Annotated in this window: 13 protein-coding genes; 3 read left to right on the forward strand and 10 right to left on the reverse strand. The window is 67.9% G+C overall.

The window, feature by feature from the left end:
• Window positions 1–7: 7 nt before the first annotated feature.
• From ACFQ9K_RS15485 to ACFQ9K_RS15500, 4 genes are all read right to left on the reverse strand, one after another.
• Window positions 8–649: a class I SAM-dependent methyltransferase gene (locus tag ACFQ9K_RS15485; protein WP_378723066.1), complete on the reverse strand. Its 642-nt coding sequence runs from the start codon at window positions 647–649 to the stop codon at window positions 8–10.
• Window positions 650–743: 94 nt separating this feature from the next.
• Window positions 744–2,087, reverse strand: a complete 1,344-nt coding sequence (locus ACFQ9K_RS15490; RefSeq protein ID WP_378983239.1) for a M14 family zinc carboxypeptidase — start codon at window positions 2,085–2,087, stop codon at window positions 744–746.
• Window positions 2,088–2,222: 135 nt separating this feature from the next.
• Window positions 2,223–4,571 (reverse strand): GH92 family glycosyl hydrolase, encoded by a 2,349-nt coding sequence (locus tag ACFQ9K_RS15495; protein ID WP_378983242.1) that lies wholly within the window; start codon window positions 4,569–4,571, stop codon window positions 2,223–2,225.
• Between the two features lie 194 nt (window positions 4,572–4,765).
• Complete coding sequence (locus ACFQ9K_RS15500; RefSeq protein WP_378723063.1) at window positions 4,766–5,791, reverse strand: esterase/lipase family protein; 1,026 nt, start codon at window positions 5,789–5,791, stop codon at window positions 4,766–4,768.
• A gap of 426 nt (window positions 5,792–6,217) precedes the next feature.
• On the opposite strand from ACFQ9K_RS15500, the gene ACFQ9K_RS15505 reads away from it, so the two are divergent.
• The gene (locus ACFQ9K_RS15505; RefSeq protein ID WP_378723062.1) at window positions 6,218–6,997 is read left to right on the forward strand and encodes a class I SAM-dependent methyltransferase; all 780 of its coding nucleotides are present in this window, start codon (window positions 6,218–6,220) and stop codon (window positions 6,995–6,997) included.
• 75 nt (window positions 6,998–7,072) lie between these two features.
• Here ACFQ9K_RS15505 and ACFQ9K_RS15510 read toward each other — a convergent pair whose 3' ends face one another.
• Complete coding sequence (locus ACFQ9K_RS15510) at window positions 7,073–7,405, reverse strand: ribbon-helix-helix protein, CopG family (protein WP_378723061.1); 333 nt, start codon at window positions 7,403–7,405, stop codon at window positions 7,073–7,075.
• Complete coding sequence (locus ACFQ9K_RS15515; protein ID WP_150404752.1) at window positions 7,405–7,683, reverse strand: hypothetical protein; 279 nt, start codon at window positions 7,681–7,683, stop codon at window positions 7,405–7,407. The genes ACFQ9K_RS15510 and ACFQ9K_RS15515 overlap by 1 nt, the downstream gene beginning before the upstream one ends.
• A gap of 80 nt (window positions 7,684–7,763) precedes the next feature.
• Between ACFQ9K_RS15515 and ACFQ9K_RS15520 the strand changes: the two genes are divergently transcribed.
• The gene (locus ACFQ9K_RS15520; RefSeq protein ID WP_378723060.1) at window positions 7,764–8,645 is read left to right on the forward strand and encodes a phosphotransferase enzyme family protein; all 882 of its coding nucleotides are present in this window, start codon (window positions 7,764–7,766) and stop codon (window positions 8,643–8,645) included.
• Between the two features lie 145 nt (window positions 8,646–8,790).
• On the forward strand, window positions 8,791–9,492 hold the full coding sequence (locus tag ACFQ9K_RS15525) for a DUF4360 domain-containing protein (protein WP_378723059.1): 702 nt from the start codon (window positions 8,791–8,793) through the stop codon (window positions 9,490–9,492).
• Window positions 9,493–9,632: 140 nt separating this feature from the next.
• On the opposite strand, the gene ACFQ9K_RS15530 is transcribed toward ACFQ9K_RS15525, so the two are convergent.
• Genes ACFQ9K_RS15530 through ACFQ9K_RS15545 form a run of 4 tightly spaced genes read right to left on the reverse strand, consistent with a single transcriptional unit; the run spans window position 9,633 to window position 14,159 of the window.
• Window positions 9,633–11,054, reverse strand: a complete 1,422-nt coding sequence (locus tag ACFQ9K_RS15530) for a beta-N-acetylhexosaminidase (RefSeq protein WP_378723058.1) — start codon at window positions 11,052–11,054, stop codon at window positions 9,633–9,635.
• A 1-nt stretch (window position 11,055) separates the two neighbouring features.
• Window positions 11,056–11,925, reverse strand: coding sequence for a carbohydrate ABC transporter permease (locus tag ACFQ9K_RS15535; protein WP_378723056.1), 870 nt, complete (start codon window positions 11,923–11,925; stop codon window positions 11,056–11,058).
• A complete protein-coding gene (locus tag ACFQ9K_RS15540) occupies window positions 11,916–12,875 on the reverse strand; it encodes a carbohydrate ABC transporter permease (protein ID WP_378723054.1) in 960 nt (319 codons plus the stop codon). The genes ACFQ9K_RS15535 and ACFQ9K_RS15540 overlap by 10 nt, the downstream gene beginning before the upstream one ends.
• Before the next feature lie 6 nt (window positions 12,876–12,881).
• Entirely contained in the window at window positions 12,882–14,159 is a 1,278-nt protein-coding gene (locus tag ACFQ9K_RS15545; protein ID WP_378723053.1) for an extracellular solute-binding protein, read from the reverse strand.
• Window positions 14,160–14,207 lie beyond the last annotated feature (48 nt).

Genomic DNA, 14,207 nt, shown 5'->3' on the forward strand with positions numbered 1-14,207 from the left:
TATGATTTCACCCGATCCGGTTCGCCTGGACGATCCAGATCGGCATCGCGATCCGCCCCTGGTCGTCGGTCTCGGCCTCGGGGTACTGCTCGACGAACGCGCGGCAGGACTCGGTGAGCGCGCGGAGTTCGCCGGGGGCCAGATCGGTGATCGCCCAACCGCCTGCGGTCAGCGTGTCGCGAATGTTGCCTTCCGACACGGGAAGTGGGGAAGGCACTGCGCCGATCCGCTGGTCGGAGAAGCACAGCAGGTTCAGCCGCGCGCCGGGCTTCGTGGCGCGGTGCAGAGCCGTGACGTATCGCCCGCGGTCCGCGTCGGCGAGGCAGTGGTACAGCGCGCTGTCCAGCACGGTGTCGAACCGCCCGGTGACGCCGGAGAGCTCGGTGGCGTCGGCGACGCGGAATTCGACGTCCACTCCGGCCGCTCGCCGCCGGGCCTGTTCGACGGCCGGCCCGGCGGCGTCGATCGCGGTCACCCGATATCCCTGCCGGGCCAGGTAGATTGCATTGTCGCCGAGGCCGCACCCCGCATCGAGCACCGCGCCGGAGAACCGTCCAGCACGCGCGAGCGCGACCACGGCCGGCTGGGGCGCGCCGAGATCCCAGGGCACGGTGGAGTTCGTATACAGGTCATCGAAGTCGAGGATCATGATCCGAGCTTCGCCCGGCTGTGTACCGTGCCGCGAGCTATGGGGCCGTCGCTACCGGATTCCGTCACCGAATCCGATACGGTGCGGGAATCCGTCACAGCGGGAGGTTGTCCCGCAGACGGATCACCGCGGTGACTATGGCCGCGGATTGGATGGCGACCAGGTGGGGGACCGGGATGGGCCGGCCGGGGGCGTTGGTTTCGATGTCGGTGCACCACTTCTCGAAGATGGCGGCGAAGTGGGTGCGTTCGGCGGCGACCTCGGCGGACGGGTGGTCGCGGGATTGCTCGTCCAACAGACGCAGCAGCATGCCGCCGGCGCGGAGCCGGGCCACGCCGACCCAGACGTAGTCCTCGATGAAGATGTCGCCGAGGGTGGCGGGGCGGGTGTCGGTGGCGGAGCGCTTGGCGGTGGCGTTGCCGCGCAGGGCGCGCACGCTGTCGGTGAGTGCTCGTTCGAAGGGGCTGCGGCCGGTCAGCCGGTCGGCCAGCCGGTCGAGCACGCGCTGCACCAGGTCCGCGATTTCCTCGTAAGCGGTTGCGGTGGAACACAACGCGCTCGCCATCGAGAGCCCGCTCGGGGCGTCGTCGGTGACCCTGGAGTCGACCCACAGGGGTAATTCGCAGACCAGCAGCGCGGTCGCGTGGGCGGCCGCGTAGTCGCGGACACCGGCGCCGTACATCATCGCCAACGGCTCGACGCCCTCGGCCGCAAGGGTTTCGGCGATCCGCTGGAACGACGGGAGCTCGAAAACGCCCGGGGCCCAGGTTCTGGCGCCGGGCACGTCGGCCGCGCCCGCGTAGATCGGCACGCCGGTCGCGGTGAGCTGATCGGTGAGTTCGGTCCAATAGTCGTGGTCGCCGCCGGTGGTGTAGAAGAATCCGCCGCCGAAATCGGCGTTGTGCAGGGAGACGATCAGGGCGGGCCGGGTCCGATCGATCAGGCGCATCAGCGCGCGGGTTTCCGGCAGCGGCGTGCCGATCGGGTTGCCGCGCCAGCTGGTCGGAAAGCACCACTCCGGCTGCTCGGCGGCGGGCGGACGGTAGAAGCCGCGCGCGACACCGGTTCTGGTGCGCGCCCCGGCGAACCAGCCCTCGTTGAGCCGGGTTCCGTCGGGATCGAGACACAGCACGAAATGCCAAGTGGCGCTGAGAGTTTGCGCATCGTCCGCGGTCAGCCTGCCGAGCAGGTGGCGGATCGTGGCCATCCCGATCGGTTCGTTCGGGTGCGGGTTCCCGATGACGACCACCTGTCTGGCGCCCGATCCGACCCGGACCGCCCGGATCGGATCACCCCCGCGCGATCTGCCGATCTCGGTGACCGTCACCCGATCCGGCACCGTGTCGACCAATTCGTCGACGTAGGAGCTCAATTCGTCCACGGTCGGAAACGAGTCGACCGACTCGACCACACCGACGATCGCCCGCACATGATCCACCACCGCAACCTCATCCTCCGCGCCCTCATCCATAGTGGGCTCGGCGGCCTCGCTACGGGCCGGTTTGTCCTCCCCAGAGACGATTCCACCGGATTGGCACCCCTCCCAACATCCGATGATCGAACCAATGGCCGGCTAGCGGGGGACCGGGAAGGAGGGTGGCGCGTCGGCCTTCGCGGTGCCGAAATCCGGGCCGGGATCCGCGCCCATGGTGAAATCGAGCCGGCCGCCGGCCAGCGCGAACGATTCCGGCAGCCATGCCTTCGTGGTGTTCTCGCCGTTCACCCGCAACGCGCGCACATAGGGGGCCGGGTCGGTGTCCGCGGTGGTGGTGATGGTGAACTGCTCGCCCGACGAGCGCCGGATCTCAGCTCGGGGGAACGCCGGGCCGTGCACGAAAAGCTCGGCGCGGCCGGGGATCACCGGATAGAGACCGAGCGAGGCCCAGACGTACCAGGCCGACATGGTGCCCAGATCGTCGTTGCCGACCAGTCCGTTCGGCGTCGGCGCGAACAATGTGCCGAGTGCCTGGCTGACCACGTCCTGGGTGCGCTTGGGCTGCCCCGCCCAGGCATACAGCCACGGCGTCTGCAGGGTTGGCTCGTTGCCGAGATAGGCGTAGGGCTCGTGCGGGCCCGCGTTCAGTTTCGTGAAGAAGGTGTCCAGCCGCTTGATCGCCTCGGCGTTGCCGCCCATCAGGTCGAAGAGCGCGCGAACGTCGTGGAAGGTCATCCAATGATATTGTGCGCCATTGCCTTCCACGTATCCCTCGGTGTCGGCCGGGTTGTACAGCAGGCCGAACCGGCCCTGGGCCGAACGCGGTTGCAGCCAGCCGGTACGCGGGTTGAACAGGTGCTGCCAGCCGTGCGCGCTGCGCAGGAACTTCGCGTTGACCTCGGCGTTGCCGAGCCGCTGGGCCAACTGCGAGATGCCGAAGTCGGCCATGTTGTACTCGAGCGTGTCGGATACCTGCCCGGGCACCCAGCCGAGCCGCTGGTACTCGTCATTGCTCGGGCGTTCGGTGTAACCGGCCTTCTCGCCGACCCGTTCGGCGCCGGCCACCATCGAGGCGAGCGCGCCGTCGGCATCGAAATCGCGGGCGCCGAACGCGTACGCGCTGGCCACGATCGAGTGGTACGGGTCGCCGTTCATCACGCCGGTGATGGTGTTCTGATGCGACCAGCGGTCCCACACGTCGCCGAGGACGTGCGCGTTGTCGTACATCGACTGGGCGATGTCGGAGGCCACGTCGGGCGCCAGCCACGCGAGCAGCTGGGCCTCGCTGCGGTAGATGTCCCAGCCGGAGAAGGTGGCGTAATAGTGGTGCCCGGGACGCACCTGATGGGTCTGGCCGTCGAATCCGGTGTAGTTGCCGTCCACGTCGTCGAAGATGTAAGGCTGGAGGAAGACGTGGTAGAGCGCGGAATAGAAGGTTTGCAGCCGCTTCTGGTCCCCGCCGGTCACCTGGACCTGATCGAGCCTGCGCTGCCACGCGTCCAGCGCGTTCCCGCGGACGGCGTCGAAATCCTGCGCGCCGATCTCGGCGGCGAGGTTGCGGCGGGCGCCGTCGACGCTGACGTAGGACAGTCCGGTGCGCATCTGCACCGGCTGAGCGGAATCGAATTGCAGGAAGAGCCCGGTGCCGAGGCCGTTGCTCGCGATGTCGCCGGAATTGGTGCGGCGGGTGGGGGCCGCGCCACCGGTGGTGGTCGCGCCCGGCCTGATGACGTTGTCCTTCCACGCGCCCGACGCGGTGATCTTGCGGTCGAAGGTGGCGTGGAAGTAGACCCGGTAACGGGTGCGCGCGCCGCAGAACCCGCCGGTCAGCGCCCAGCCGGAGACGGTGTTGCCGTCGATGGTGATCTCGGAGTCGTCGACGCCGTTCACCGAGCCGGTGACGTCGAGCAGCAGCGTGCCCGGCTTGTTCTTCGGGAAGGTGAAGCGGGCGACGCCGGCCCTGGTCGACGCGGTCAACTCGGTCCGCACGCCGCTGTCGGTGGTGACGCTGTAGTAGCCGGGGTCGGCCTGCTCGTTCGCGTGCTCGAAGGTCTGCAGGTAGCCCGCGCCGTCGACGGCCGGCGAGCGGCCGATGATCCCGGACACCGGCAGCACCGGAAAGTCTTGTGCGCCAGTGCAGCCGGGGCCGGAGATGTGCGTCATCGAGAACCCGTAGAGCCGGTTGTCCTCGTATTTGTACCCGCCGCCCGCGGTGCGCACCGTATCCGGGCTCCACTGCATCATCCCGAACGGCGTGACCGCGCCGGGGAAGGTCATGCCCGCACCGCCGCCGTGTCCGAAATCGGGGCCGCCGTCCTGTGTGCCGACGAAGGGATTCACGTACGTACTGGAATCAGCCACCGTTTCAGCTTGCGCCGCAACGGGAATCAAGGGAAGCAACAAAGGAACAACAATGCCGACAAGACGGCGACGCGACATACCTCTCCTCGACGAGCGTGCGACAACGTTGCCCCGGTGCGTGCCCATCCTGGCAGGGTGTCCCGGGTCTGGAGTTGCCGACACGCCGCTGATCAGAGCGTTCCTCGTGGTGGCCGAGGGCGGCTCGCGAGCTCGCCGATCGCATTACCGGCGCGACGTCCCGCTCGATCGGTGAATCGGGGCGTCCGATGCGCTGGGACGCCCCGATTCCGCCGATCAACGAGATGAGCGGCCGGCTCCGATCAGAGCAGCCACGGGTTCATCGTGCAGACCGGGGCGGGGTCGGCGGCCGGGTCGAGCGCGCGCAGCGCGAGGGAGACCGCGTGCGGGGAGTAGAGCATCGAGTTGTGGTCGGAGATGTCCTGGACGCACCCGTCTTGCAGGAGAACATTGTCGACCGTCGCGCCCGGGCCTGCGGTGAGGTACGTGCGGGTGAACGGGCTGGAGACCTCGTCGTAGCGGTCGGCGACGATGGTGTAGTCGACGCCGGGCATCGTGTCGCCGCCATCGTTGAGCTTGGTGAGCACCGGCGAGCCGATGAGTTGCTGGATGCCCGCGTGGCCGATGAGCGCCTCGGTCGGCGTCGAAAGATCAAGTCCCATGGTGTTTTTGACGACGCCGAGCAGGCTGCCGAGGCCACTGAGGGTGGTGCCGTGGTTGGTGGCGCCGAAGGTGATGAGTTTCTTCACCTTGTTCGCCGCGGGGTCGTCGGCGTTCGCGCCGCCCTCGAATTTCAGGTACTGGCGTGCCACCACGCCGCCCTGCGAGTGACCGATCATGTCGACCTGACCGGCGCCGGTGGCCGCGCGGACGCGATCGACGAAGGTCGCGAGCTGCTTCGCGGAGTCCTCGATGTAGCCGGTGGCGCCGATCGTCGGCTGGTTGAGCCCCGCGCCGGCGACGTTCGCGCGCCCGTAGTTGAAGGTGAAGACGCAGTAGCCCGCCTTGGCGAGTTGCGGGGACAGGTAGGAGTAGGCGCCGAAAGCGCTGGCCCAGGTTCCGTGCACCAGCACGACCGGGCGCGGGTGGGCGTCGTCGGGCTTGCAGGCCCAGTTGTTCGACCCCTGCGGCGCCACGTCCGGGTTGACCAGGCCGTAGGCGAAGGCCGCGGCCTCGTCGGTCAGTACCGGGCCGTATCCGACGGTATCGGCGGAGTGTGTCTCCGAGCCCGGATCCCCAACGGCCACCGCGGCATTGAGCCCTAATCCGACAATCGCGGCTGCCATCATCGCCGCGACCATGCGCGACGAACGGAGGATGCTTCTCATTTGCTGGTTCCTAGCAAGAGGGGTGCTGTGGCACAGGTGTATGGAAGGTGACTGCTTGGATGGAACAGAAACTGGTCGTACGACCAGTTGAGGGAAGAGTAGAGGTAATTCGCTGGGAATTAGCCGTGACCACTTTCACGCCGCGGTCCACCGGGGTGGTGCGAAACAGCCCACGGCCGGTCGGCGTGCGAATTCCCACCGCCGTTCAGGCGTCTACTCACCCACAGTTCACCTAACGTTCCACCGGTTCAGCACTGTCGAACGCCCATCGTTGCGCACCCCCCGCACCCTTTCTCGGGATCCGCACTCCCTCTCGGGATCCGCACTCGGAATAGGGCCCCTGGAGCGAGTGCGGAACCCGAGTAAGAGTGCGGATCTTGCTCGGGTTCGCCGCCGAGGGGGCGGTGGGGTACGTAGGGTGGGTGGGTGCGCCAGGGTGATCGGCTAGGTCTTGCCTCTTCGTTCGGCACCGCGGCGGCGGCGTATGCCGAGCATCGCCCGGACTATGCGCGGGCCGCGGTGCGGTGGGGGCGGGCGGGTGCTCCCGGGGCGGGGGTGCTCGACCTCGGGGCGGGAACGGGGAAGCTGACCGCCACCCTGCTCGAGTCGGGTGCCGAAGTTGTTGCGGTCGAGCCGGATTCGGCGATGCTGGCCGAATTGCGGCAGGCGCTGCCTGGCGTTCGCGCGCTGGCCGGGAGCGCGGAGGCGATTCCGCTGCCGGACGCGTCCGTCGATGCCGTACTGGCGGGCAACGCCATGCACTGGTTCGACATGGATGTCGCCGGACCCGAGATAGCCAGAGTTCTCGCACCCGGCGGGGTCCTCGCGGGTCTGTGGAACGTCATGGACGACGCGGTCGACTGGGTTGCCGGGCTCGCGCGGATCAGCGGGAGTGCGGCGATCGGCCCACGGGATACGCCGGCCGGCTGGCGCGCGGAGACGGCCGAGATGCATCTCCCGAAATCCGGTGCGGTCGCGCGGTTCGGTTCGCCGGAGCACGCCGAGTTCGCCCACAGTCAGGTTCGCACCGCCGACTCACTGGTTGCGACGCTGGCTACCCGGGCGGGCATGCTGGTCATGCCGGACCAGGAACGAGAGGCCGCGCTGGGTCGAATCCGCGCGTTTCTCGATGGTCGACCGGAGACGGCTCGCGGCGAGTTCCGGCTTCCGATGCTGACCTGCGTGCTGCGCGTACAGCGACTGTGAATGCTTGGAGCGATCGGTACCGCCCCTCTTCGCGTGTCCGCGGCACCGGCTCGCGGGCGGACCGGGTCCGAGAGCTCAGCTGGCCCGATGGTGAATCGGCCGGACCCCGGCGAGCGCACGCAGGGCGTCGGCGCGGGAGATGGGTTGATCGTCGGCGAGGGCGGCCAGTTCTACGGCGAGCCAGTCGCGGATGAGTTCGCTCATGGTGACGCCGCGGGCCTGCGCCTCGGCCTTGATGGATTGGTCCATGTCCAGGGGGATGCGCAGGGATCTGACCACCATGATGTCTTCGCCGGGCGCCATCGGGGGCGGTACGTCGGCCTCGCGTACCGGTGCGTCGTCGAAGACGAGGCTGTCCATCAACTCGTCCACGCCCTGCGGGGTGGTGGGGAATGTGTTGTCGCCCATCACTGATTCTCCTGTTCCCACTTTTCGAACTCGGTCAGCTGCTCCGGGCTCATCGGTCGGGCGGCGACGATCTGCCATTGCCATGCCTCGGCCTGGCGCAGGCCGACGATCAGCGGGCGACCTGCGGCCGTGCGGCCCCAGATCGTCAGCATCTCCATGCCTGCCGTGCCACGTCCGCGCCGCGGCCACCGTCGCTGCTTGGTCAGCACCTGCATCACCTCGTTCGGAGAGATCCCGATGAGCATGTCCAACGCCCAATCAGGCCACTCGAAACCCACACCTCGCATAATACGCGCGTATTACGCCTGATGGCTACAGGTGGGCAGGCGCACCGCGGGTCGCTGGTAGAAGTGGACAGGTGATCTATGTCGACGTGCCGCTCACCGAGGAGATTCAGGCTGCGGTCGCGGCCGAATGGGGAGTCAAAGGCGACGGAGTGCGCCTGTACGGCGGTGAGGAGTCCGCCGCCTACCGGGTCGGCGAGGTGGTCGTGCGGATCGGGGCGGTGGGCCGGGACCCGGCGGAAGTGCAGTGGTGCAACGGGATTGCCGTCGCGGCCGCGCGGACGGTGCCGGAGGCCGTGGCGCCGCTGGCCCGTTCGGACGGGTCGACGGTCGAGGTGGTGGCGGGGCGGCCGATCACCGTGTGGCCGCTGATCGAGGGGCAGTGGGTGAGCAGCGAGGACCCGGTGCAGGTTGCCGAGGCGGCCGGGCTGCTGGCGCGAGTGCATCGTGGGTTGGCCGGCTTCCGGCCGACGGCCCGCCCCCGGCGGTCGTTTCTGGAGATCGGGCTCGATGGGTCGCCGTCGGCGGAATTGCCGGACCCCGATCTGGATCGTTGGCTGGGCGAGTTCAGCACGTCCGCCCGCGCGCAACCGCTGCACGGCGACTATTACGAGGGCAATCTGCTCGCCCGCGACGGACACGTCATCGCGGTGCTCGACTGGGACGAGGCGCTGATCGGCCCGCCGGAGGTCGAATTGGCTTCCGCCGCACTGGAATTCGCCGACGTGCTGGGCAGCGATCTGACCGGCGCGCGGCAATTCGTCGATGACTATCACGCGGCGGGCGGTACCGCGGGGCGGCTGGACGATCTCGCGCTAGCGCAGTTGATGCGGCACCGATTGCGCAGGGAGGCAGTGTATTTCGACATCGCGGTCGGTCGCGGCGTCCAGCACGACGAGGGCGACCTGGAGTATCACCGGCAGCGGATGGAGACATTTCATCTCCTGCGTCCGTAAACGGGCGGAGAACAGGTAGAACTCCAACATTCAACGGTTATCGGCGCATCCGGAGAACCGACCGCCAATTATGTAGTGGCGGTAAGAGTTTCCGGATTTTCCCCACTTCTATTGGGGAGTTGCACGCGGGTATAGACGTCTTACAGTGAGATCCATCCGATCCCCGCCCTTTGTGAGGCATCTCATGTACAAGAAATCAGTCACGCTCGGCGCTGCACTATTCGCGCTTGCTATTCCGCTGTCCGGCTCGCCGGCGTCTGGAATGCCGACCACCGATCGCGACATGCCCACTCCGCCGGACAAGATTGTCATCGACGTCGCGACCGTCAATGGCACCGGCTGCCCGGCGGGAACCGCGGCCGTCGCGGTCTCGCCGGACAACGAGGCCTTCACGGTCACCTACAGCCAGTACACCGCCAAGGTCGGTGTCGGGGCCGGCCCGACCGAATTCCGGATGAACTGCCAGCTCAACCTGAAAGTGCATGTCCCGCAGGGCTTCACCTACGGCATCGCGCAGGCCGACTACCGTGGTTTCGCCTCCCTGGCGAAGGGTGCGACCGCCCTGGAAAGGGCCCGCTACTACTTCCAGGGCAATTCGCCGACCGACTACGTCGATCACAACCTCAAGGGCCCGTTCGGTGACGACTGGCAGTACACCGACTCCACCGAGGTCGGTGCGATCGTTTACCAGCCGTGCGGCGAGTTCCGCAATTTCAATATCAATACACAATTGCGCGTCGACGCCGGCACCTCGGACCCGAAAAAGACCACCAGCTTCATCACCATGGATTCCACGGACGGCAGCATCAAAACCACCTACCACTTCGCCTGGAAGAAGTGCCCCTGACGAAATACGCCGAACGGCGTAATTCTTGAATCGGCACGGTGATCGGGTGGGCGATCGCCGATGTTCCGGCGCGAATTCGGCCGCTATCCGCGGAGGTGTCTTCGGATAGCGGTCTTCGCCGTCCATTCGAGGGGCGCCGATCAGGTCGACGGCACCGGTAGGTGGTTGGGGCGGTGGGCGGTCGGTGGGACGTCGGGGCGGGTTTGCCAAGGGTGCGGCCCGCCGAGCGGACGGTATTCGACGCCCAGGGCGTCGAGGCGGGGGAGGTGATGGTTTTGCAGACGGGAGCGGAACTCGGGGTAGTCGCGATCGGGTGGGCTCCAGGCGAGTTCGGCGATGGCACACAGGCGGGGGAAGGCGGCGTAGTCGACGCGGCGCACCGTGTCCAGGTGTTCGCTCCACAGCTGAGCTTGCAGGCCGATGACCCGCGGGTCGTCGAGCGGGGGTGGGTAGCGGTAGACGTCTTCCAGGGTGCGCAGATAGCCGACCGGGATCGGTTCGTCGGGGTGATCGGACTGGCGGTGGTCCAGGTAGAAGTGGTCTTCCGGGCACAGCACGACGTCGTGACCCGCGGTCGCCGCGCGGGTGGCGGCGGTCGCGTCGCGCCACGCGCCGATCACCATGGGCGGCAGCGGGCCCGCGTCGAGCACCTCGTCCCAGCCGAAGGCCCGGCGACCCTGGGCGGCCAGGTAGGTGGCGAGGTCGGCGACGAGGCGGCCGTGTTCCGGTGTCGCGCCGGGGACTTCGTCGCCGCCGAGGCCGATGACCTCCGAGGGGAAGACGGTCAGCACATGGTCGAAGACTCGGCGGAAGAAGTCGAGCGTGGCGGGGGCGGGGTTCAGCAGTGCGGTACTGATACCCCAGGAAGTCCATACCGCCCAGGGCGTTCCGGTTTCGGGACCGAGTTCGGGATAGGCGGTGATGACGGCGCGGGCATGGCCGGGAACGTCGATCTCCGGCACCACGGTGATCGACCGGTCGGCCGCGTACGCGACGATCTCGCGCAGGTCGTCGGTGGTGTAGAAGCCGCCGTGCGGGCGGCCGTCGCGTTCGGGGCCGTCGTGCCGGCCGACCATCGATCCGGTTCGCCACGAGGCGATTTCGGTCAGCTTCGGGAAGCCGGGGACCTCCAGGCGCCACCCCTGGTCGTCGGTGAGGTGCAGGTGCAGCACGTTGAGCTTGTGCGCCGACAGCAGATCGAGGAACCGCAGCACCTCCGCCTTGGTGCGGAAGTTCCTGGCGACGTCGAGCAGGCAACCGCGCCAGCGATATCGGGGATGGTCCTCGACGACCCCGCACGGCACGACCACCGGGCCGGCGTCGATGGTCGCCGCACGGAACGCGTTCGGCCCGGCGAGCTGCCGCAGGGTCTGCTGCGCGTGCGTCTGTCCGGCGGGATCCGCTGCGGTGAGCGTGATTCCGGTGGGCGTGATCTCCAGCCGGTAGCCCTCGGGCGGCAGAGCCGAATCGAAGCGCACGTCGAGTTCGGTGGGCCAGGCGCACACACCGGGCGCCGGGGTGACCGAAACCGGCCGGGGGAGCAGGGTATCGAAGCCTGGCATGTCAGCCTTTCACCGCCCCGCCGAGGCCGGAGACGAGCTTGCGTTGCACGAGCACGAACAGCACCAGCGCCGGAATGGTCATCAGGGTCGACGCCGCCATCACCGCGCCCCAATCGGTGTCCTCGGGCTTGAAGAACACCAGGATCGCCTGCGGCAGTGTCTGGTTCTCGGTCTTGGAGATGATGAACGTCTTGGCGAACAGGAAGTCGTTCCACGCGTGGATGAACGACAGCACGCTGACCGACACCAGCCCGGGCGCCACCAGCGGGAGCAGGATCTGCCAGGCGAACCGAAGCCGGCTCGCGCCATCGAGTTTCGCCGCCTCCTCCAGCTCGAACGGCACCGCCGCGACGAATCCGCGCAGCAGCCAGATCGCCAGCGGCAGGCTGAACACCAGATCCACCAGCACGATCGAGCCGAGCTCGTTGAGCCCCAACGCCGGAACGGTGCCGCCGATCGAGCGCATCAGGAAGAACAGCGGAATGGTCAGCGCCTCCACCGGAACCATCTGCGCCACCAGGATCATCACCAGCAGCACGGTGCGGCCGCGGAACCGGAAGCGGGTCAGCGCCACCGCGGACAGGAACGACAGCAGCAGCGAAAACAGCACCACCACAACGGCGATGAGCAAGCTGTTGAGGAAGAACCGCCCGAACCCGTTCATCGACAGCACCCGGGTGAAGCTGTCCAGGCTGGGCGCCAGCGTCCACGGTCGCGGATCGGCCGACTGGATCTCACCCGGCGGTTTGATCGCCGAGAGCACCATCCAGTACAGCGGGAACGCGACGAACCCGGCGATCACCACGGTGACCACCTCGGCGATCAGGCGGCCGGGCTTGCGCGGCGCGCGCAGCAAGGGTTTCACTGCCATGGCGTGCTCCTGCGCTGGGACCGGACGTAGAGGCCGGTGATGGACAACAGCAACAGCGTCATCAGGACTCCGATCGCGGAGCCGAGCCCGTATTCCTGCCCGGCGAAGGCCTTTTGGTAGGCGTAGACGTTGAGCACCAGGTTGCGCCCGGCGACGCCGCCGCCATTGGTCATGACGTAGATCTGGGTGAATACCTTGAAGTCCCAGATGATCGACTGGATGGTCGCGATGAGCAGCAGTGGACGCAGCATCGGCAGGATCACCGAGCGAGCCGAACGCCAGGTCGACGCGCCGTCCAGCGCCGCGGCCTCCAGCACCTCCTCCGGGATCGCCTTGATGCCCGCGTACATGGTCACCATCACGAACGGGAACGAACACCAGATCACCTCGGCGGCAACCAATCCGAACGCGCTCAGGGTGCCGAAGGTCCACGAGTGCCCGTCCATCGAACGCAGCCCGAGACCGGACAGCGCCTCGTTGACAATGCCGAAGTCGGCGTCGAACAGGAACAGCCAGACATAGGAGCCGGCCATGGCCGGTGTCGCCCACGCGCCGAGCGCGGCGAGGAACAGCAGCATCCGCGGCACCGCGCGGACCCGTGTCGCGAGCACCGCCAGGGCGGTGCCGACCACGAGCCCGCCGATCACGCAGACCCCGCCGAACACGAAGGTGTTGGCCAGCACGACCCAGAACTGGCTGTCCGACAGCAGTTCCCGGTAGTTGCCCAGGCCGATGAACTCCAGCGGCGCCGCGCCGGTGGCCTGCGCCTGGCCGTAGTCGAAGAACGAGATCACCACGATCTGATAGATCGGATAGATCAGCACGGCGGCCAGCAGGATCCCCGCGGGGGCGAGGTAGAGCCATGCGGTGACGGTGTCCCGGCGCAGGCGACGCGGTTTCGGCGGCGTGCGCGGGGCCGGGGTGGGGACGGTCAGTTGCTGAATTGCCATGTGCGCCTACCTGAATGCCTTGTTCATCGCGGCGGCCGCCGCGTTCAACGCTGCCGACGGTTCCTTGGCGCCGGTGGCGATCTGCTGCACCGCCGTCGGCAGCAGGTTCTGGCTGTCGATCTTCGACCAGGCGGGGGTGCTCGGCACGAACTTGGTTCCGGCCCTCAGCGATTCGACGAACGGCGCCAGGAACGGATCGTTCGTGGCGAGCTTGTGCTGCACCCCGGACAGCGTGGGCAGATTGCCCATCGCCGCGTACATCTTCTCCTGATACTTCGCGCCGCCGAGCAATTCGACGAACTCGACGGCCAGGCCGCGTCGCATGCCGGCGCGGAAGACGCCGAGCAGGTTACCGCCCGCGAAGGCCGGCGCGACCGAGCCGGGTGTGGTGCCGGGCAGCGGGATCACCGCGTACTTGTCCTTGGCCGCGCCCTGATCCATCGCCTTGCGGCTGAAGTCGCCGCCGATCGTCATCGCCGCCTTGCCGCCGGCGAACGCCTGCACGCTCTGCGTTCCGGTGAAGTCGGCGCATTGCGCGGGTGGGCAGATGTCGTCGTGGATCAGCTCCGTGTAGCGGGTGATCCCCGCCCTGGCCCGGTCCGAATTGATCGTCGCGTTCCACATGGTGCCGTCGTTCTCGGCGAGCTCGCCACCGTGCGCCCACAGGTACGGCAGCATCGCGTAGGTGTACTTGCCGCCGACCGAAATCCCGTACAGTTCGGGCTTTTTCGCGCGAATGCGCCGGGCGGTCTCGGTCACCTCGGCGAGCGTGGCCGGCGGGCGCAGGCCGAGCTCGGCGAAGATGTCGGTGCGGTAGTACAGCGCGCGGATGCCCGTGTACCAGGGCAGCCCGTAGACCTTGCCGCCGGATTTCGCCGTCTCCAGCACCGACGGGTCGAGGTCCTTGCCCTCCGGCCAGGCCGCGAGATCGGCGCCGAGGTCGGCGAAGGCGCCGGTGACGGCGTAACCGGCGAGATCGGTATTGCCGAACTCGGCGAGGTCGGGGGCGCTGGCCGGGTCGTTGAACGCGCCGGCGAACTTCTCCGCGCGTGCCGCCACCGGCACCCACTGCACGTCGACCTCGACGTTCGGCCGGGCCGCCTCGAACTCCGCGATCGCCTCGTTGACCACCGCCTCTTTGGGCGCCCGGTTCGCCTCGTCGAACAGCCATACCCGGACGGTGCCGGTCTTCTCGTCGCCACCAGAGCCGGCCGGATTGGACTGGACCGGCGCGCAGCCGGCGAGCAGGAACAGTGCGGCTCCGAATGTGAGTGCGCGTCGCACGGCCCCGCCTGGCCCGAATTCACGGTGCAGCATCAAGATTTCGATCCA

The organism is Nocardia sp. NPDC056564, assembly GCF_042793755.1.
In the GTDB taxonomy this organism is placed as follows: Bacteria; Actinomycetota; Actinomycetes; order Mycobacteriales; family Mycobacteriaceae; genus Nocardia.